Raw genomic sequence first — 19,329 nt, 5'->3', positions numbered from 1 at the left:
AGCCCGTGGCAGCTAGCTTGCGATCGGCTCGAAGCGGCCCTAAAGCCGCGGCGAATCAGTCGAGTAGGATGGAATTGCCGATGAATGAGGCATGCAGGTGAAGCGGATCATCGACGGCCCGGCCGCCTCCCACCTGATGGAGCCGCTCACTGCGCTGGTGGTGAAGGCGGGCGAAGCGATTCTCGCGGTCAACCGCGCAGCGATGCGGGTCGACGGCAAGCAGGACGGCTCGCCGGTCACCGAGGCCGATCTCGCCGCCGACCGCATCATCGCCGACGGTCTGGCGCAGCTGGCGGGCGACGTGCCGACGCTGTCGGAAGAGCGGACCCAGCTCGCCTCGCCCCCATTCCGCGACAGCTTCTTCCTGATCGACCCGCTCGACGGCACCAAGGAGTTCGTCGCCGGCCGCGACGAGTTCACCGTCAACCTCGCCCTCGTGACCGAAGGTGTGCCGTTACTGGGCATCGTAGCCGCGCCCGCGCTCGGCCTGCTCTGGCGCGGCATCGTCGGCCGCGGCGCCGAGCGCGTCAGGTTCGACGGCACGAGCATCGGTGCTGCCGAACCGGTCCGCACCCGCACGCTGCCGACGCAGGGCGAGCCCTGGATCGCGGCGGTGAGCCGTTCCCATGGCGACCTCAGAAGCGAAGCGTTCATCGACGGCCGGCCCAATGCGGTCAGGAAGACGGTCGGCTCGGCGGTGAAATTCGGCCGGATCGCGGAGGGCAGCGCCGACATCTATCCCCGCTTCGGACCCACTTGCGAATGGGATGTCGGGGCGGGTTGCGCGGTCGTGACGGCGGCCGGCGGCAAGGTCACCGACGGCAAGGGTGGCGAGCTCCGATTCGGCCAGCGCGGCGACACCGGCTTCATTATCCCGGAGTTCATCGCTTGGGGCGATCCGCGGGCGGCAGGCTGCTACTGACTGAGCTGTTATTGACTAAGCTGTTCCTGGAGCGCCGGCCAGCGCTTGCGCACCTCATAGAGGAAGCGCTCCGGGTCGGCGGCGAAGGCATCGCGATTGGCCTCCCGGCTGAACAGATAGAGCCGCTGCGCCGAAATCACGTAGAAGCGGGGATTGGCGGCGACGGCGACGCCGCGGGCGATGTCGGCCGGATCGTAGCCGCCGAACTGCGGTCCATAGATCTCGGGATGGGCCAGGAAGGACGCCCGGTTGCCCTCGTTGCGGAAACGCCAGACCGCGCCCCAGAGGTTCGCCTCGAACTCGGCCGTCCCCTGCACGGCCGCGCCATCGACGAAATAGGCGACGGGGTCGAAACCCTCGATCGCCACGCCGCTGAAGCGGTTGACGACGATCCGCTCGGTGGTGGCGGCCTCGGCCGGCAAACCTGCGCAGGCGATCCAAATGCCGGCCAGCAGCCAGACCAGAAAGCGGATCAAGGCGATTCCGGGGCGCAAAGGGCTATCTTCCTGCCGTTGTGCCGTCATAGTTGCTGCGGATAACATCCGAGTCGAGGGGACATCCGGCGCAACCTAGAGCCGTGCCTGTTGGCGTCAGGTTAAGGAAGCGGCGGGATTCGATACCAGGGGTTCTTTTATGACTTTCGCATCACGCCTTGCTGCGGTCGCGCTTGCCGCGCTGGTCGGCTGGATCGTCCCGGCCTCCGCCCAGCAGCCGCCGCCGCCCAATTTGCCGCCGCCGCAGCGGAGCCCGTCACCCAGCACCTATGGGCCGGACGAACTCGTGACCGCCGGCCACCGCTTCTTCGGCAACGTCTCGCGCGGGCTCGCCTCGATCATCGAGAAGGCCGTCAGCCAATGGGGCCTGCCCAACGGCTATATCCTGGGTGAGGAAGGCTCCGGCGCCTTCGTTGCCGGCCTGCGCTACGGCGAAGGCACGCTCTACACCAAGAACGCCGGCGACCTGCGCGTCTATTGGCAGGGCCCCTCGCTCGGCTTCGACTGGGGCGGCGACGGCGCGCGCACCATGACGCTGGTCTACAACCTGCCCGCCACCAACGCGATCTACCAGCGCTTCGCCGGCATCGACGGCTCGGCCTATATCATCGGCGGCTTCGGCATGACGGCGCTCACCGCCAACAACATCGTGCTGGTGCCGATCCGCTCGGGCCTTGGGCTGCGGCTGGGCGCCAATATCGGCTATTTGAAATTCACCCCGCGCGCGACCTGGAACCCGTTCTAAGGCGCGATCGCGCTTTAGATTGTTGTTCGAGCATAATCTTTCCGGAGAACCGCTGCGCACTTTGCGCTGACGCGGCCCTTCGGGTCCGGATCATGTTCTAGGGCTCCCTCCTCCGGTCCGATTCCGGATTCACGTTAACAACAGGGCGGGGCTGGCTTTTTGCCGGCCCGCCATGCATTGTCTTTGGTAAATTTTTCCTTGCTTTCGGAGTTCTGGCCCCATGGTCGAACCGATCATGTACCTGGCGATCGGCTTCCTGCTCTCGATGCTGTGCGGGCTTGCCATCGTGCCGCTGGTGCATAACCGCGCGGTCCGCCTGACCACGCGCCGGCTCGAGGCCGCCACGCCGCTCTCGATGGCCGAGATCCAGGCCGACAAGGACCAGCTCCGGGCCGAATTCGCCATGTCGGCGCGGCGGCTCGAGATGAGCGTCGACCAGCTCAAGAACAAGACCACGAGCCAGCTCGCCGAGCTCGGCAAGAAGAGCGACGCCATCAACCGCATGAAGATCGAGCTCGGCGAGAAGAACGCCACGATCTTCGCGCTGGAGGCACGCGAGAAGGCGGTGAAGGAGCAGCTCCGCGCCACCGAAGAGGAATTCAACACCAAGACCGACGCCCTGCGCGCCGCCGAGAATGCGCTGACCGACAAGCAGGGCGAGCTCGCAAAAATCAATTCCGAGCTGTCCGACCGCTCGATGATGGCGGAGAGCCGTCAGGTCGAGCTGGTCGCGGTGCGCGCGCAGATCGAGAACTTGAAAAATCACGTCGGCGACGCCGAGAAGGAATTTGCCGCCACGCAGGCGCGGCTGACGCAGGAGCGGACCGAATCCGAGACCGCCTCCCGCGAGCTCGGCGATGCGCGCGGCCGCGTCGAGAATCTGAGCCAGCGCGTCACCGAGCTCGATCGCCAGTTGATCGTGCAGGTGAAAGAGGCCGAGATGCTGTCGGGCCGCGTCGCCGATCTCGAAGGCCGCCTCGCCACGCAGGGCAGGCTGCTTGCCGAGCGCGAATACGAGAACAACCAGCTCCGCCAGGCCAATGAGGGCAATGATCGCACCATCAAGGAGCTGCGCGTCGAGATCGCCGGCTTAAGCGGCGGCAAATCATCGGCGGCGTTCGAATCGCTCCGCGCGGAAAAGACCGCGCTGGAGGAGCAGCTGCGCACCGCGCGCGACGAGCGCGCCAAGCTCCAGCGCGACATCAATGCGATCCAGCAGCAGGCGGAGAGTTCCTGGGCGACCGAGCGCATGGAGAATGCGCTGCTACGCGAACGCATCAACGACATCGCGGCCGAGGTCGCGAAGCTCGCGATGCAGCTCGAGGGCCCGAACTCGCCGATCGAGGCGCTGCTGGCGGCCGAGGCCGGCCAGCCGCCGAAACCGGCGCCCCGCCCGGCCAATGATGCCGCCGGCAATGGCGCGGCCGCAATCACCCTGCCCGAAGGCGGCGGAACGCTCGCCGAGCGCATCCGCGCGCTCCAGGCCCACGCCTCCCGCGCCCGCCAGCAGGGCGCATAAGCGGCCCAAACCACGGTTTCGCGCGCGAATCGCGTGATTGGCGCAAGGTTTTCCGGCCTCGAGGCGCCTGGAAACTTGACACCTTTGGCCGGCACTTCTAAATCGCGGGCTCCGATGTGCCGGCCGGCCGAAAGTCCGGCCGTCGGCATGATGGTCCCGGGCGCATAGCTCAGCGGGAGAGCGTTCCCTTCACACGGGAGAGGTCCAAGGTTCGATCCCTTGTGCGCCCACCATTCATCCTCCTGAACCCTCTGCCGGTTGCGAACGATCACCCAGGCCTGACGGCTGTCGGGGCCGTCTGATCAAAAATGTCGAAAACAACCCCATGCACAGTAGCCGGCGTCAGTCGGATCAATTAGTTACGCCTTTTCCGAAATTCGATTGACGCGTCGGGCAAAACACCGGCATGATGGCATCATCCAAGGAGAGGCCCGCACCACCGAGCGACTAGCCCGCCTTGACACGCGAGAGGCCCATGGTTCGACCCACGTGCGCCCACCATTGATCCTAGATTTCAAGAGTCGCTGAAAGCTCCCTTGCGAGGCGTGCGAACGTCCGCTTTGCCAAAAGCGGTCATTCACCCGAGGTCGGCTTTTGACCCAAAGCGGACATGCCGACCTCGGTCATCGCAGTAAGCAGGGTTGGAGCTATCCTATTCACAGAACCTCGAGGACTATCATCTTTCGGTGGTCTTTGCGGGACAGGCGACTGGGACGTACATCGATATCGGCGCAGGGGCATCCGGTAGCTGAGCTGTGCTTCGGAAGCTGGTAGCGGCGCAACCGCGCTTCAGACCCGTCCGTTGACCGGCAGCAGCGCGCCGGTAACGGCGCTGGCGGCGTCACTCGCCAGGAAGAGGATGACATCGGCGAGTTCCTTTGGCGCGACCCATTCGGAAGAATCGGCCTTCGGCATGCTGGCGCGGTTTGCCGCGGTATCGATGATCGAGGGCAGCACCGCATTGACGGTGATCTTGCCTTTCAACTCGGCAGCTAGTGACTCCGTCAGCTTATGCACGCCGGCCTTCGACGCCGCATAAGGACCCATGCCGGGGCCGGCCCGCAGTGCGCCCGTCGCACCGATATTGACGATGCGGGCCGCCTGCGAGTTGAGAAGATGCGGGATCGCTGCGCGCGAAGCATTCAGCGCGGTCTCGACATTGAGAGCATGCATGCGCTGCCAAACCTTGGGATCGCCGTCGGCAATGGTCTCGAAGGCAAATCCGCCAGCAATATTGATTAGCGCGTCGATCGCGCCAAAATGCGCGGCGGCGGCATCGATCGCCTCTTTCGCCTGTGCCGCATCGGTCAGGTCGATGCGGCCGAATTCGATCCGCTGGGCTGTTGCGGCGAACTGCGACTCAGCATGATCGATACCGGCGACTCGCGCGCCGCGCGAAAGGGCTTCCTCGGCGACCACCTTGCCAAGCGCGCCCAGCGCGCCGGTGATGATAAAGACGTTACCCTTCATGGCGGTCTCCGTGCGAATGAGAATGAATCGACGCCGCAGTCACTATAGTCAGCAGAGCTTCAAAATGCCGAGATCGACCGCGACGATACCGGGATAAAATGCCGACGACGCCCGGCATCCGCCCAGGCTTGCGGCGCATATCATTGGCGCCGATCTGCCACAGTCACGCATCACGTCTTCCACTTGATCATCGTCCGCAGGATGCTCATTGGGCGGCCGGCGTAGGGCGGCTGAAATAGCATTTGGATCGGCGAGAGAGGACCTTGATAGAAGACCGGGCGCAATTTTGAAAAGGTGTTGAACCCCTCGCGCGCGTGGTAATGGCCCATACCGCTCGCACCGATCCCACCGAATGGTAGGTCGTGCTGGCCGACGTGCAGGAGAGCTTCATTGACCGATACGCCACCCGACATCACCCGCGAGATGTAGAAGTCGCGCAGCTCGGCATCGGAGGTGAATGGATAGATTGCCAACGGTCGGTCGTGACTATTGATATAGTCGGCGACCTCCTGCCGATCTGTATAGGTCTTGATCGGCAGGATCGGGCCAAAGATCTCGCGCTGCATGACAATCATGTCGTCCGTCGGATTTAGCACGAGATGCGGTGGAAATTTGCGCTGCTTCGTGTCCGGAATCTGCCGTTCCGCAAGATTGACCAGGACTGCACCCTTTGTACGGGCATCCTCCAGGGTCGCCTGCAGCCGCGTGAACGACGGTTCATCGATAATCGACGTGTAGTCTTGACCGTTGACGTCCGGGAAGCGCTCGGCAAACAGCTTGCGGCAATGATGGACGAACTCGTCCTCACTCCCTTTGGGCAGAAACATGTAGTCGACATTCGTACAGATCTGACCGGCATTGAACATCTTCACCCAGAGAATGCGCTCTGCCGCTGTCTTGACCGGGAAGTCAGGCCCAACAATTGCAGGTGCCTTGCCGCCCAATTCAAGCGTGACAGGGGTGAGGTTGCGGGCCGCGTTTGCCATGACTGCGCGACCGGTCGCGCCGGATCCCGTGAACAGCAGATGGTCGAAGGGCAATGACGAGAATGCGGGTCCTCGTCCGCCGCCATCCTCGAAAAAGGCAAGCTTCTCGAGCGGGAAATACTTCGGCGAGACACGGATCAGGACCTCGGCGAGCGCTCTTGAATTTTCCGACATCTTGACCATCGCACGATTGCCGGCGGCCAGAATTGCGGCGAGCGGGCAGAAGCTGAGGTTAAGCGGGAAATTCCAGGGAACGATGACCCCGACGACGCCGAGCGGCTGTGGGATGACGCGGTTGCGCGCGAGCGGGTAGGTCATGAAGTCGACGTGCCTGCGCTGCGGTTTCATCCACTTTTTCAGGTTCTTTCTGGCGTCGGCGATTGTTTCCAGGACAACGAAATATTCGGCGAACAGGGTCTCGAATTCAGACCGGTTGCCGTAGTCGGCGTTGATCGCTGCGACCAGCTCGTCCTTGTTGTCCTTCAGGAGTTGCCCGAGGGCCTTCAGGTCAGCAATGCGCTGATCGTAGGATGGCTCGGGCGCCGCCAAATAGGCCGCCCGCTGCGCGGCGAAGCAGGACTGCAGTTCGGCGGGAATGTCGACGGAACGGAAATTGACAGGCACGTTCATGATGTTCGCTTCCTCTGGGTTTCGCGTGTCCTCCAGGTGGATAACCAGGGCACGTGCTGACCGTGACCGTGTCAGCTCCAAGTCAGTGCATGCTTGCGCTCGCATGGACGGAGCCCGGCCTCTCATCCATGATCCGCTTGATGGCGCGAGCGCAGCAGCCGCACTGGGCGCAGCATCCGAGGCAGGCATACACCTCGCTCATGCGGGGCCGTCGCGCTTCTTTTATGACCACTGACCGCACCTGGTGGTCGCTGAACACATTGCAAGAACAGACGATCATCGCCTTCTCCTAACCAATACCAATGAGTCGGATGAAGATCGCCACAAGCGCGGTGCTCCAGCCGCAAGCACGATGGTTTCCGCTCGGCTCATCTCGGTGTGGCCAAGAGGCTGCTCGCGGACCAGATGGTTACCCATTCCAGCTCCTTCCGAGGCATCGCGAACGCTTGCTGCGGCGCCTCGACGCTACCCGCGTTCAGGTGGCCTTCTGCTTAGCTTCGGTCTGCAGGTCTGCTTCGGTGAAGCCACGGCCGCCGGGGCGGAGCGCCGAATGTTCGCGCTTTGAGTGGACGAGCGGATAGAACATCTGCGTCGTCCAGCGCTCCGGGCCAAACAGGATGTCGTCCTGCAGGCCGACCTTGGCGGGATATTTGCGTGTGATATGCGCCGTGCCGAACAGCACGTCCCAGAAGAACAGCAGGTTGCCGAAGTTGCCCTTGTAGTGGCCAATGCCATCTTCGTTGGTGAGCGCATGGTGCGCCTGGTGCGTGGCCGGCGTGGAGATGGTGCGCTCCAGCACCCACATCAGCGGATGCAGCGCGCGGATGCGGTACAGCGGCGCATCCCACGCCCAAGCGCAGTGCGCGCCCAGGATGACCGCCAACTTGATCACCAGGTACGCCGCATAGACTGGGCCGAAACCCAGGTACACCGCCACGCCGCCGATCCACAGGCCCGGCATCATCAGGTAGTAAAAGAAGTTGTTGCGGTAGGTAATGCGCACGCTCATGTAGGCCGCGCTGTGATGCGCGCGGTGCAGCGGCCACAGCAAGGGCGTGTGCGAGGCGCGGTGCCAGAGGTACTGCGTGAGGTCATCGCCGATGAGCAGCAGTCCGGCCATCGCCCACCATGGCAGGTTGGCCCAGGCGTCGTGCTGCGTCGGCATGAGCCAGCTGCACAACGCGTTGCTGCCCAGCAGTGCGATAGGCTGAGTGATGGCGATCAGGCTGACGAACATCAGCACTTCAAGCCAGGCGTCGTTGGCTGTCGCGTTGCCGCGCACGGTGGCTTGATACCGCCGGGTGACGAACTCCATGGCGGCAAAGCCTAGGATGCAGGCGCCAATTAAAAGGTACTGCAATTGCGAGCTCATATGGGACGTCTCCTGCCGCTCTCATGTTTTGAATTGTGGAACGGTCTAGGGGGTGTCGCCATATTGCGTCCAATGCATAATATTCATCGTCTTGATGCATGGAGAGCAATGCCATGAATCTGCGCCGCCTGAATCACGTTGTCGCCCTTGCCGACACTCTGCACTTCGCCCGCGCCGCCGCAGCCGCCCACCTGAGCCAGCCGGCCTTCAGCCGCAGCATCCAGGCCATCGAGAACGACCTGGGTATCCGCCTGTTCGACCGCGACGTTGGTGATGTCCGCCCCACCCGTGCCGGGGAATTCGTCATTGAGCGGGCGCGCAAGCTGCTGTTCGAGGCGCGTTGCCTGCAGCGCGACGTGGATCTTTACCGCGACAGCCAGCTCGGCGACACGGCCTTCGGCGTCGGGCCGCTGCTAACGGCCACCCTGATGCCACGCGCGCTTGTGGCGTTGCGCCGCCAGCACCCGCAGGTGGCGCTGCGCATGGAGGTCGGCAACTGGGTGCAGTTGCTGGAGAGCTTGCGTACCGAAAGCATCGAGTTCTTTGCCGCCGATGTCCGTGACATGCCTGGGGATGCCGCGCTGGACATCCAGTTGATCGGGGGGCAGCAGGCCGGCCTGTATGTGCGGGCAGGACATCCGCTGGCCGGGCGCGAGCACATGCTGCAGGACGTCTGGGCGTACGGTCTCGCCGCACCGAAGTTGCTGAGCCCCTCAAAGGTGGAGCTCGCCGCCCTGCTGGGCCTGCCTGCGGGCCAGGAGGCCGCCATTGCGCTCGAGTGCGACAACTACGGCCTGCTCAAGACGGTCGCGCTCACCACGGATACCGTTCTGGGTGCGACGAACGCGGCGGTACGGGGGGAGCTGGAATCCGGCGCGCTTGTCCGGCTTGTCGTACATGGCTGGCAGTCGCCGCCGTCAAGCACGGGCATCGTGTGTTTGCGAGGGAGAACCTCGTCGCCGGCAGCCAAGGCAACCGTAGCAGCGATTGTGCGGGCAGCGGCCGAGATCAACGTCTAGGCGCCTTGATTCGAAAAACCGCTGCAGCAGGCCGCGACGACCACGATAGCAGTCGGGGCTCGCTCTGGCCGGCAACCTCGATCATGCGAACGTCAGGGACCGAGCGGCGTGAGGGCGCTGCGCAGTGGCGCGCTGGAAATCTGCATCAAACCCGCAAATGGCTGCCCCAGCTCCAGGACCAGGTAGATCGCCCCGGCGGCCGACAGTGCAAAAACGAACAGCGAGCCGAAAACGGTTGCGCTGGGCTTGGCAAACAGGCCGAAGCTTCCAAAGATGATGGTGAGCCAGAAAATCAGCACCACCAGGAACGGCATAGGGATCGAGTTGTTCGTCTGTGCGAACAGCGACAGGCGGGTTTGCGCAATGTCGGTGGCGATCTGTATGGCCCTGGCTTGCAGGGAGCGCTGGGAATCGTTCTGCGGCGAAAGCTGCTGAAGCTTCGCGTAGAATGCTTCGCTTACGGCGCTAGCCTCGAAGGGGTTCGCCTTGGCAACCTCGGAACTTTTCTCGCGCCACATTCGATCGGCTAAAACAACGATGGCGCGCCGCAACAGATTGCGTTCGTCATTCGTCTCCGGTCCGTACTGCGCCAGCAGATTGTCGAGCAGGACAACATTGCTCGTCATCTGCGTGACTTGAGTGCTCTGCGTGTCATAGGAGCCCTTCGCCGAGGCGATCAGCAGGCCGAGGACAAGCGCGGCTATCGTCCCGATGAGACCCGTGCCCAGCCTGACCACATCCTTGTCATCCGTGCTCAGGTGATGCCCAGGAAGGAACATACCGAGCAGGGCACCGCCCGAGATGCATAGAAACGTGATGCACGATAGCGCGATTGCATTCATGATTCACCAGTGTGTTGCGAGGCGTGTCGTGACTTAGCGCTGTGTCGCCTTCGCCGCGGAGGTAACTGCGGGTCCCCTGGCGATCAATGTGCGCCGGTCGTGAATCAAGTTCTCCAGCCGGTGGGCTGCCACGTTCAATGTGGCATCATCCACTGCGCTCTCGTCTCCAGCAGCGGATTTGGCGCGCTCCGCTTTTAGAATGCCGTCGATTTCGTCTTCGATATCCGAAAGTTCAGCCTCTGTATCGACTTTCCGAATCCGGCGCGCCAGGGCGTAGAGAGAATCAAGCGGACCTTCGGCTGCGCGGTTGCCGAGGCCCAGGAATTTCCACGCCGCCGCAAGCATGGTGGCGACGCCACCCAGTACCATCGGCGTCAAATAGATCCAGTTGCCGTATTCATCCATGAAGCTCTGCGTGGTGCTGTTGTAGACGGCTGCCGCGCCAGGGTGCAGCGGAAGGTAGGCATCCTGGTCGGTGCTGGGCGCGGTGATCTGCGCGAAAATCGGCTGCTCGCGCAGCAGATTCCTGCGCGCGCTCATGATCGCCTCCGTGAGGTCGGTTACCAGATCAGTGCCAAGCTTCTTTTGCGCAACCAGGTATAGCGAGGTCCTCAGGGTCGTCAGGTCATCTTCCGGGACCGGCGGCGATCCCCGCAGCGTGCCCTTCGGGACGTCGAAGCTTTCAAAAGCGCGCTCATTCTCTGCAATTGCCCCCGCGGAGTCGATTGGGATCAGTACCGGGGTCTTTTTACGGTCAAGCTGAAAAAATCCACGAACGAGCGAGAGGTATTTTTCGGCGAGCGGGATCACGACAAGCAGGGCGCCGACTTGTTTTGACTGAATGGCTTGCCGGACATCCGTCAAAGCAAGGTTCTTGAAGACAACTTTCGCGCCCGCCAGATCGTATCCCTTGGTCAACACATCGACAATTTTGGCGTTCACTGCTCCGCCGACCACGCCGACCGTGCGTCCCTTCAGGCTGGCAATGCTGTCGATGGACGATCCCGGCGGCGCGATGATCAGTACGACCATATGGCTGACGACGACGACGGCTTGCGCCTGCGACAAGTCGCCGACATCGCCGCGAACCACAGCGAGATCGACCTTACCCGCGGAGAAAGCAGCAGCGGCCTCAAGCGCGGTGCCGCTGTCGATGACCTTGAGCCGGACCGGCGCGTTCGCTGAAACGAACTCGCCTGCTATCGCTGACATTGCCTTGGCTGCCTCGCCGTCGACCGAGCCGACCGCCACAGTCAGCGTTACCGGGCGGCTGTAGTACCGATAGGCAAGGAGACTTGCGCCTGCTGCAAAGGCGACGACGCCGACGAGCAGGAAAAAGCGAAGCCACAGCGGCAATTTCATCGACATCATGCTCGCCACCTGTGTGGGTTCGCCACGTCCTTGCCGCCGTATTTCTGCACACCTGCGATGCCCGCAAACGTCCGCGGCCAGAATAGCCGCCAGCCGCCGCTCTACGTGCTCGCTGCTACGGCAGGTGAAGACGTTGATCTATATCAAGCTTACCCACCGCTGAAGGTCTACGGGAGACGGTTGCCAAATCGGACCGTTTGCGCGCCCTGTGCGGCGGCTCATTCCCTCTCCTCGATCAGGGGTGATCATCATGCAATCCTCTTGGCCTAACGAGCCCAGTCGTCGCCTGGTTCTAGGCGCACTCGCAGCACTGCCCGCGGTCTCCGTGCCACTCGTTGCCGATGCCCAGACACAGACAACGCCCGCGCAAGCACCGCTTCCCGCAGCAGCCGGTTTTTCATTCGCTACGGTCGGCGATACCCGACCGATGCTGTACCTCCCATTGAAAGAGGGACAACCGGACCTCAGCAAGTTCTTCGTCGAGATGTTCGGGTTGGTCATGCCGGAAAAGGTCGCCGAGGCCGTCGTCGCAAGGGATGTGAAGATGATCTTCGATCCGGTCACAAAGGACCTGATCAAGGTCGTCATGCCGTTCGTATCCAAGACGGAAGTGATGACCTTAACGGTGGACAAAGGTTGGGTCACCGAGGCATCCGTTGAAGACGTGAAACTGCTTCCCGGAGTGCATCGAACCATGTTCCGGCTTCAGGGCGGCGAATGGGTGACGCGCGAAATCGTCAAGGACGTTCAATCCGGTCGCGCCAAATTCGTGGTCAATAGCGGTGACGCTGTGTGGTGGGGCAATCAGGGCTTGACCGTGAGTGACAGCCCATACTGGAAGCGCGTGAACGAAACAATGTTGAAGAAGCTACCCGCGCCGGATGACGAGATGCGCGCAGCCGGTCTGGATGGGCGCTTTTTCATGAGTGTGGGCAATCATGAGGTGTGGGCCGACCCAAAGATTGAGGGCGTACTTTCGGCTGTGCCGTATCTGAAAAAATTCGGCGTCACGCCGGAAAACCTCATCTACAAATTCGACTTCAAGGGCACCCGTTTCATCTATCTCTGGAGTGGCAAGTACGATTACCGCTCGCCGTCGCTGTGGGACGCTGATCGACCAAAATATGCCGAGCAGATGACCCAGCTTCAAAAGTGGATGGACGAGGCCAGGGCCAATGGCATTCGGAAGGCGTTTATCGTCTTCCACTATCCCGTGTTTGCGCGGTCAGGCTTGGGCCCGATCCCGGCTCCCGATAACCCGCACAAGGTGATTGCGTCGTATGCCAAGGACATGGAGGTGGTCGTGTTGAACGGGCACGTCCACACCACGGAAATCTACGATGTAGATGGGGTAAAGTATCTGATGTTGGGCGGTGGGGGCGCAGAACAAGACCCAATCCTGCCGGGGCGAACCAGCATCAAGGTGCCCGCCGACTATCCGCGGGACCTTTACTGGAAGGGCCAGCCTCCGCAAGAGGAGTACAACTACGTGCTGGTGGACGTTGAACCCGGCCAGAAGACGAAGTTCACCCTCAATCGCTTCCGGCCGTGGTCGGCGGAGCCATTCGGGACTGAGGAACTCTTCACGTGACAGCAAGCGGGCAATAGGCCGGGAGTGAGGTTCTGGCGACAGTACTCCTGATTATTCACGGCTTGGTCGCCGTTGCACTGCTTGGCGCGATTACGCACCAGACCTTGGCGACGTGGGCGACTGTGGGAACGCGCCCCAGTTCGTTTTTCGGCCACTTTCGCTCCGTGTCATCGGCCCGGTTCGCCGACGCCGTCGTCGTCTTGTATGCCATCTCCATCCTGCTCGGTGGGATCATCTATCTCTATTTTCGCGTCGACATCAGGCCAGAGTTAGAGCGCGCCGGTCATTGGCCAGCCCTGGGCTTCTTCGACCTCAAGGAGCACTTCGCCGCTATCGGTTTTGCGTTGCTACCAGCCTACTGGGTTTGCTGGCGACGGCCGCGTGCCGACGAGCCTGCTCAGACGCGCACGATGCTCACCTCGATCCTCGCCTTTGTCATCTGGTGGGGCTTCCTAACTGGCCACGTCGTAAACAACATCAGGGGTTTCGGCGCATGACGTTATCGGCTGCGTTCCGCCGCTTTGCATTCGCGTTCGGGACGACATTTGGCTTCCTCTACGTGGTTGCACTCGCAAAGGACCTTGCTCTTTTCACCGTTTTCCCGTCGCTCGGCATCGTGCTGGCGGGCACGCATCATTCGCGAGACGTTGCTGACCCCGCGATGGGATTTCTAGCTCCAGCGATGTACTGGTACGGGTGGGCCGCGACGGCCGCGCTCGGGGCACTGATCGTCGCCCTCGTTGCTGCGTCGTTACCCGGACGTTCAGTGCGAAACTTCTGGTCGGGATGGGTGTGGGTAATTCCCATCCTCTCGATGATCGCTTGCGTCTATCTCACCCTGCCTTGGTTTAGGCTCTGACTTGGGTGCTTCCGCACATGGATCATGACCGACCAAGCTCAAAGCGGGCTCTCTGGTCGGAAAACCGCTTCGAGCTCTTCCGGATCAAGCTTCAAGCAGCCCGATCCGGCCGCAAGGCCGCGTAGAGACCGACGAGGGTTCCGATGGCGACCAGGCCTGCCGCCAGCAGCACCTGCAATTCCCCATCATCGGTGGCGCCTGCGGACGACACCAGCCTGGTCACGACGACGAACAGAATGCCCACGGAGGCTGCTGCACCCACACTGAGATAAGCGAGCTCTCGCGTCAGGTTCCGGCCAAGAAGTCCGAGGGCCGTGAAATACATCGCGCAAGCGTTGGGATGAACGAACAAGGCAACGCGCGCGTACGGACCATAGGAGTCGAGAAGGGACTCACATCGGCCCAGTGCCGCTTTTGAGGCAACCCGCTGCAACATCGGTCTGAAAAAGCGAGCCTGTCCGTAACTCAGAACGGCGCCCACGATGATGGCCGCCCACGCCACGATGAAAACGGAGACATCCGCAGGCTTCGGATTGAGCGCCACGGACATCAGGATGAGGGCGGTTCCAGGAAAATAGCCGAAATACGGGAAGACCGACTCCAGGAGCACGCAAGCGAACATGAAGACCGGAAACCATGCCGAACCGGTCGCACCCTGGACGATGGCGTTCAAGTCGAACAGGTTCGTCTTGTACAGGACGAGGTACATGCACATGGCCAATCCGGCCAGCGCGTAGAACGGCAACGCCCCCGACAGAAACCGTCTCATCCAGCCGCCGCGCTTTGTTTCGCGGACAGGGCGGAGACCTTCGATATCGGGACAAGACAACGGAAACGCATGGCTCATGTTTAGGCGAATGAGATTGCCCCTGTCGATAGCAATCCTCGCCCCAGCTGCGCGGGCCATTCGCCGCATTGAAAATACTCGCCGATCGGGAAGGTGCAGTCGATCACAGACCCAGTGTGACCTCAGCCCAGTGCATCGCGGTGCTGCCGCCCAGAAACTCGATCACGCGGGGTTCGATGGTCTCCGGCCGATCGGAGCCAGTGACAGCGGTCGCTGCGATCATGTCGCAACGTTCGTTGTAGACGACCGACACCAGCGTTTTACCGGGAGCGCCACGTGAGTTGAGCGTGTAGGCGCGGCTGCGACCGTTCATCGACGCAATCCTGACGGGATGGCCGGAACCGCGTGGAGAGACTTCGCCCAGGAGAACGGTATCGCCCATACGATCGAGGTCATCATCATCGGCGACGCCCGTCGTGCAATTGCAAAAGCCTATCTTGGCGCGCAGGTACAGCGTCACCTCGACGCCGCAGTCGGCCGCCTTGCAGCGGAACGCCTTTCCTTTGCCCCATTGGTCGATCGAGAACGGCCAAGTCACCTCGTGCCACACCGGCGTGGCGGAATTCGCGGCGGCATGCCGTGGCATATGGAGCCACAAGAGCGATGCCGCCAGCGCGCTTCCCAGCACGATTGCTGCGACGGCGATGGCGGCTGCCCTTCTCATCATTCCACCGTTCTCGTTCCGGGTCAGTTGCTGGCGAGGTATTGCTTCGCCGCCGCGACCTCGGGGCGTTCCGAATCGGCACTGGCCGTCAGCGTTACGAGCTGCTGACAGTTCTGCCGTGCCGCTTCCCTGTCACCAAGGGCTTCGGCCGCCTTGGCCGCCCCCGCGAAAGCATGCAGGCGGTTCGGCTCTTTCGCCTTGGTTGCCTCGAATGCAGCAAGCGCCTCCTTGGCCATGCCGCGATCGAGCAGCATGAAGCCGTAAAGCTCGCGCGCCGGCGCCAGCGGTCCGGGCGTGATCACGTGCTTTTCCGTCTTGTCCTCTGCATCCGCCGCGGCACTCATCGCATTGAGCGCCTCGTCATACTTGCCCTCGGCGTAAAGCACCCAGGCGACGGCGACCTGACGCTGGATGTCGACGATTCCGGACCAATAATTGTCCTTGGCGTCCTGCAACTTGTCGCGCAATTCCGCCAGCTTCTGGATGTCGGCCTTGGCGGCTTCCGGTTTGCCGGAGCGCGCCGCGCCGAGCGCCCGGGCGAAATGCGTTACCGCCATCGCAAAGTTGAGGTTGCTCGGCCTGACCGGCAGCTGCGAGGCACCCTCCCAATCGCCACGGTCGATCGCATAACGCGCCGGCGAAGCCGCCAGTGCGTAGTCTGCCGCCGCGACTGTCGCCTTGAAGTCGGTCTCCTTGATCATGTCGTCGATGACGGCGCGCGCCTGCTTGTCCTGGCCGAGCTGCAGGTAAGCATAGACCATGTAGTCCTGCGCATGCAGGTAGTTGCCGACCGACTTTTCGGCCATCGCGGCTTTCACGGAAGCGACGTTGGAGTCGATCGATTCCTTCCAATAGCCGACGCGCGTGTGGATGTGGGAGGGCATGTGCTGGGCGTGCGGCGCGGCCGGCGCGATCTTGGCGTAACGATTGGCGGCATCGAGCCCTTTCTGCGCCAGCGCCGGGTAGTCGTAGAGATGGATCAGATAATGCGTCACGCCCGGATGCATCGGCAGCCGCCTGGAGATCGGCTCGAGGATCGCCGCGCCTTTAATTTGCTGCGCGTAGGTCTTGTCGTTCAGATCCGCCGACGTATTGAGCGTAATGGCGTAGGCGATCTGGGCTTCGTCGTCGTCTGGATATTTTGCCGCGACGCGCGCCTGCGTGTCACGCAGCATGCGCATCCGCTGGACGTGAGGGATCGTGTCGTAGTCGGCATACATCACCATCAGCGCATCGATGTAGTCGCGTTCGCGCTCGGTCGCGGCGCCGATCTCCTTGGCCTTCATGATCGCGGCGAGGCCTGGCGCGAGGTTCGGCTTTGGAATCGCATTGTGCGGATTGTCCATGTAGGTGAGCGCAATGCCCCAATAGGCCATGCTGCATGTCGGGTCAGCCTTGATGGCTTCCTCGAAGATCTCCTTGGCGTTGGCGTACCAGTAGGAATGCTGGTAGCGCATCCCGCGATCGAAACGACGCTGGGCCACATCGTTGCAAGAGGTCTGGAAATGAACGCTGCCGAGCTGCTGATCTACATCGTCTTGCGCGACCAGAGCCTGTGGTCCTGATAGGCCGAAACCGGCTACGATGACGAGGAACAGGGACTTCCGCATGGATCCCTCCCTTTGCCTGACACGCAATGAATTGGTCTTGATACCCCCTCACTATATGACGTTCGCGGCTTTTGAACAGCGAAGTGAATCGCGGCAGCGCAACTGACCCAGCGGCGCCTCGAAGTTGGCGAAACCAATCCGAAGCCAGAGCCGTCGGAGTTCGATCCTTACGCGACCACCATGCGGGCCTCGGATCGCATCGCTACGCGATCGACAGAATCTCGATCTCTTGCGCGCCTGAACCCACGACATCGCCGACCGCCTTCCCGATCAGCGACTTCGCAACCGGCGCCACGAACGAGATCGATCCGGCCTTTGGATCCGCCTCGTCCTCGCCGACGATGCGATAGGTCTGCACGCGGCCGTCGGTGCGGCTGAAGGTCACGGTGCTGCCGAAGGCGACGACATCGGTCGACGCCGGATCGGGGATGACCTGCGCCGTGCGCAGCCGTTCGGTCAGATAGCGAGCGTCGCGCAAGGGCACCGCCGACTGCCGGCGCTTTTCGTTGACGTCCTCGATGGCTTGCGCGGCTTCATAGGCCTCGCGCGCCTCGCGAAGCTGCGCCTGCAGCGCCTGCAAGCCGGCTTCCGTCACGAGATTTGGATGCGGCGAAATCGGGCGATCCGGCAGCAGCGTCTCGGACGCGGTTTCGGCGCTTTCTTCTTTGGTAAAGGCGACGCTCAATTCAAGATCCTGTCGAACTGTTTCGGACACCCGCTCGCGCCTCGCCCCACAACGGGGAATCGCGCCGAACAGCAGCCGGTGATTGTCCCGGACTATATCTCAAGTTCGACGAAACGGCGCAGCTTGAAGACCAGGTCCGGTACGGCCTGGCGGAACCGCGTCGCGTTCTGGAACGTGGTCGAGAACGGCGCGAAGGTGATCATCGCATTCCAGTGCTTGTAACCGTAGACCGTGACGGAGGCGCCGGTCGCCGGAAAATTCTCCAGCTTGCGCAGCTCGCCAAGCACGAGATCGGCAATCGCCTCGGCGGGAAGCAGCTTCTTGCCATCAGGCGTCGTCGTAATTTTCGCTGGCCGCTCGACCGGCTTCGCGGCAGCCGGCACGGCATCGGGCGCAGCGTCGGATTCGGCCGGTGCAGGATCGGGGGTGGACGGCTCGACCAGGTCGAACCCGTTCGTCGGCGCTGTCGGCGGAACCTCGTTGAGCGGCGGCGGAGCACTGCTGTCTGCGCGCTTGTTGCCTCCCAGGATGCTGCTGATCATGGCCACAAGGCCAGCATCCTTCACGTCGTCGCTCATTTCTCCCCCCGGGGTTCGGCCTACTCTAGCACCGCTCTCGCGGACCGCCACTGGGGATGTATGGCCGGATTCCGCTTGGTTAAGGCGCTACGACAAGGCGTCACACCAAGGCCGTCACACGATGGCACCGGCGGCCCGACGTCCGATCACGTCGCCCGCCGTGAGACCCATCACCGCTTATCGAACGGAATGTACTGCTGGTACTGCTTGGGCACAGAGCTGCGGTAGCGCGCGGGCACGGTGCCGGTGTCGACCGAATGATCGATTTCCTGCTGCCGCGTCATCTTCTTCTTCGCCGGCTTCTTCGATGCGCTCTTCTTGGAGTCCGCCGGCTGGCTGGAGGTGTCGCTGGTCGCGGCCGGCGTTGTCGTCGTCGCTGCCGGCGCAGTGGTCGTCGCCGCAGGCGCTGCGGTTCCACCGGCGGCCGGCGCATTCTGGGCCAGCGCGAGCGGTATTTGCATGAAAAGCGCCAGCGCTGCTGTCGCAGCCAGCAAATATGACCTTTGCATTAGAACCTCCAAAATACCTGATCCGAATGAGACAAGCCTGGTTCTCCGGGATCGACGCGCGCAAGTCTGCTCACGATAGGCCCGGACCCCCACCGCGAACTGTGGCGTAGATCACATTCCTGGCCGCCGGCTGCGTCATGATGTGCCATGTCGCGAACGCACGGCATTCCGCCGACACCAAGATAGGCATGACATGCCTCAGACGAGCCCAGCTCGCTGACGTTCCCGTCCACCCGCTCTCGAAGGAGATTGAAATGCGTCGCATCATCCTCACTCTCGCATCGTTCGCCGCCCTGGTCGCCGTAGCATCCCCGGCCGCCCAGGCACATCCTGCAAACGATCGATATTGCCTGCAGGGACGCATGTGGGGCTATCCCGGCAACTGCCAGTTCGCGAGCTATCAGCAGTGCCTCGCCACCGCCTCCGGCACGTCGGCCTCTTGCGGCATCAATCCGCGCTACGCGTTCTCGCAGCAGTACGCCTACTGACGACGTCGCGGGGGGGGGGGGGGGGGGGGCCCCCCCCCCCCCCCCAGGGTGTTGGAGAAAACAAAAAAACCCCCACCCCCCGCCCCACCAACGGCGCGCCGCCCCGGGGGCGCCCCCGAGGGCACTGT

General features: G+C 62.6%; 20 protein-coding genes and 1 tRNA gene. 9 read left to right on the top strand and 12 right to left on the bottom strand.

Annotation, left to right across the window (positions count from 1 at the left end; all coding sequences use genetic code 11):
• Nucleotides 1-91: 91 nt before the first annotated feature.
• A complete protein-coding gene (locus tag ABIA90_RS40640; RefSeq protein ID WP_354121247.1) occupies nt 92-922 on the top strand; it encodes a 3'(2'),5'-bisphosphate nucleotidase CysQ family protein in 831 nt (276 codons plus the stop codon).
• Nucleotides 923-930: 8 nt separating this feature from the next.
• On the opposite strand, the gene ABIA90_RS40635 is transcribed toward ABIA90_RS40640, so the two are convergent.
• The gene (locus tag ABIA90_RS40635) at nt 931-1,416 is read right to left on the bottom strand and encodes a YHS domain-containing (seleno)protein (protein ID WP_354121246.1); all 486 of its coding nucleotides are present in this window, start codon (nt 1,414-1,416) and stop codon (nt 931-933) included.
• Between the two features lie 139 nt (nt 1,417-1,555).
• Here ABIA90_RS40635 and ABIA90_RS40630 point away from each other — a divergent pair, with 139 nt between their 5' ends.
• The 3 genes from ABIA90_RS40630 to ABIA90_RS40620 all read left to right on the top strand — a co-directional run bounded on the left by ABIA90_RS40630 (nt 1,556) and on the right by ABIA90_RS40620 (nt 3,913).
• Nucleotides 1,556-2,161 carry a DUF1134 domain-containing protein gene (locus tag ABIA90_RS40630; protein ID WP_028151234.1) on the top strand — a complete coding sequence of 202 codons (606 nt, stop codon included), beginning with the start codon at nt 1,556-1,558 and terminating at the stop codon, nt 2,159-2,161.
• A gap of 220 nt (nt 2,162-2,381) precedes the next feature.
• Nucleotides 2,382-3,680, top strand: a complete 1,299-nt coding sequence (locus tag ABIA90_RS40625) for a coiled-coil domain-containing protein (RefSeq protein WP_354121245.1) — start codon at nt 2,382-2,384, stop codon at nt 3,678-3,680.
• A 158-nt stretch (nt 3,681-3,838) separates the two neighbouring features.
• A tRNA-Val gene (locus ABIA90_RS40620) sits at nt 3,839-3,913 on the top strand.
• 556 nt (nt 3,914-4,469) lie between these two features.
• Here the strand turns inward: ABIA90_RS40620 and fabG are convergent.
• The 3 genes from fabG to ABIA90_RS40605 form a co-directional block, all read right to left on the bottom strand.
• A complete protein-coding gene (gene fabG / locus ABIA90_RS40615) occupies nt 4,470-5,150 on the bottom strand; it encodes a 3-oxoacyl-ACP reductase FabG (protein ID WP_354121244.1) in 681 nt (226 codons plus the stop codon).
• 170 nt (nt 5,151-5,320) lie between these two features.
• On the bottom strand, nt 5,321-6,766 hold the full coding sequence (locus ABIA90_RS40610; RefSeq protein ID WP_354121243.1) for a coniferyl aldehyde dehydrogenase: 1,446 nt from the start codon (nt 6,764-6,766) through the stop codon (nt 5,321-5,323).
• A 475-nt stretch (nt 6,767-7,241) separates the two neighbouring features.
• Entirely contained in the window at nt 7,242-8,138 is an 897-nt protein-coding gene (locus tag ABIA90_RS40605) for a sterol desaturase family protein (protein WP_038388984.1), read from the bottom strand.
• 113 nt (nt 8,139-8,251) lie between these two features.
• On the opposite strand from ABIA90_RS40605, the gene ABIA90_RS40600 reads away from it, so the two are divergent.
• Nucleotides 8,252-9,157 (top strand): LysR family transcriptional regulator, encoded by a 906-nt coding sequence (locus tag ABIA90_RS40600; protein WP_071917142.1) that lies wholly within the window; start codon nt 8,252-8,254, stop codon nt 9,155-9,157.
• 92 nt (nt 9,158-9,249) lie between these two features.
• Here ABIA90_RS40600 and ABIA90_RS40595 read toward each other — a convergent pair whose 3' ends face one another.
• Nucleotides 9,250-9,999: a bestrophin-like domain gene (locus tag ABIA90_RS40595; protein ID WP_354121241.1), complete on the bottom strand. Its 750-nt coding sequence runs from the start codon at nt 9,997-9,999 to the stop codon at nt 9,250-9,252.
• A 33-nt stretch (nt 10,000-10,032) separates the two neighbouring features.
• Nucleotides 10,033-11,370, bottom strand: coding sequence for a TAXI family TRAP transporter solute-binding subunit (locus tag ABIA90_RS40590; protein WP_354121240.1), 1,338 nt, complete (start codon nt 11,368-11,370; stop codon nt 10,033-10,035).
• A gap of 325 nt (nt 11,371-11,695) precedes the next feature.
• On the opposite strand from ABIA90_RS40590, the gene ABIA90_RS40585 reads away from it, so the two are divergent.
• The 3 genes from ABIA90_RS40585 to ABIA90_RS40575 all read left to right on the top strand — a co-directional run bounded on the left by ABIA90_RS40585 (nt 11,696) and on the right by ABIA90_RS40575 (nt 13,820).
• Entirely contained in the window at nt 11,696-12,961 is a 1,266-nt protein-coding gene (locus ABIA90_RS40585) for a metallophosphoesterase family protein (RefSeq protein WP_354122498.1), read from the top strand.
• 62 nt (nt 12,962-13,023) lie between these two features.
• Nucleotides 13,024-13,458 (top strand): hypothetical protein, encoded by a 435-nt coding sequence (locus tag ABIA90_RS40580; RefSeq protein ID WP_354121238.1) that lies wholly within the window; start codon nt 13,024-13,026, stop codon nt 13,456-13,458.
• Entirely contained in the window at nt 13,455-13,820 is a 366-nt protein-coding gene (locus ABIA90_RS40575; RefSeq protein ID WP_028151240.1) for a hypothetical protein, read from the top strand. The genes ABIA90_RS40580 and ABIA90_RS40575 overlap by 4 nt, the downstream gene beginning before the upstream one ends.
• 91 nt (nt 13,821-13,911) lie before the next feature.
• Here the strand turns inward: ABIA90_RS40575 and ABIA90_RS40570 are convergent, their stop codons facing one another.
• The 6 genes from ABIA90_RS40570 to ABIA90_RS40545 form a co-directional block, all read right to left on the bottom strand.
• A complete protein-coding gene (locus ABIA90_RS40570) occupies nt 13,912-14,589 on the bottom strand; it encodes a hypothetical protein (protein WP_354121237.1) in 678 nt (225 codons plus the stop codon).
• A 181-nt stretch (nt 14,590-14,770) separates the two neighbouring features.
• Nucleotides 14,771-15,334 carry a hypothetical protein gene (locus ABIA90_RS40565; protein WP_354121236.1) on the bottom strand — a complete coding sequence of 188 codons (564 nt, stop codon included), beginning with the start codon at nt 15,332-15,334 and terminating at the stop codon, nt 14,771-14,773.
• Nucleotides 15,335-15,354: 20 nt separating this feature from the next.
• On the bottom strand, nt 15,355-16,941 hold the full coding sequence (locus tag ABIA90_RS40560; protein ID WP_354121235.1) for a tetratricopeptide repeat protein: 1,587 nt from the start codon (nt 16,939-16,941) through the stop codon (nt 15,355-15,357).
• A 202-nt stretch (nt 16,942-17,143) separates the two neighbouring features.
• A complete protein-coding gene (greA, locus tag ABIA90_RS40555) occupies nt 17,144-17,626 on the bottom strand; it encodes a transcription elongation factor GreA (RefSeq protein WP_063985411.1) in 483 nt (160 codons plus the stop codon).
• Between the two features lie 92 nt (nt 17,627-17,718).
• A complete protein-coding gene (locus ABIA90_RS40550; protein ID WP_166081847.1) occupies nt 17,719-18,204 on the bottom strand; it encodes a hypothetical protein in 486 nt (161 codons plus the stop codon).
• Nucleotides 18,205-18,374: 170 nt separating this feature from the next.
• A complete protein-coding gene (locus ABIA90_RS40545) occupies nt 18,375-18,713 on the bottom strand; it encodes a hypothetical protein (RefSeq protein ID WP_354121234.1) in 339 nt (112 codons plus the stop codon).
• 254 nt (nt 18,714-18,967) lie between these two features.
• Between ABIA90_RS40545 and ABIA90_RS40540 the strand changes: the two genes are divergently transcribed.
• A complete protein-coding gene (locus ABIA90_RS40540; RefSeq protein ID WP_028151247.1) occupies nt 18,968-19,201 on the top strand; it encodes a DUF3551 domain-containing protein in 234 nt (77 codons plus the stop codon).
• Nucleotides 19,202-19,329: the final 128 nt, after the last annotated feature.

Origin of the sequence: Bradyrhizobium sp. LA6.8, assembly GCF_040547935.1 — a bacterium.
Classification (GTDB): Bacteria; Pseudomonadota; Alphaproteobacteria; order Rhizobiales; family Xanthobacteraceae; genus Bradyrhizobium; species Bradyrhizobium barranii.
The sequence above is the reverse complement of the archived record's forward strand: the minus strand, read 5'-3'. Positions and strand labels throughout refer to the sequence as shown.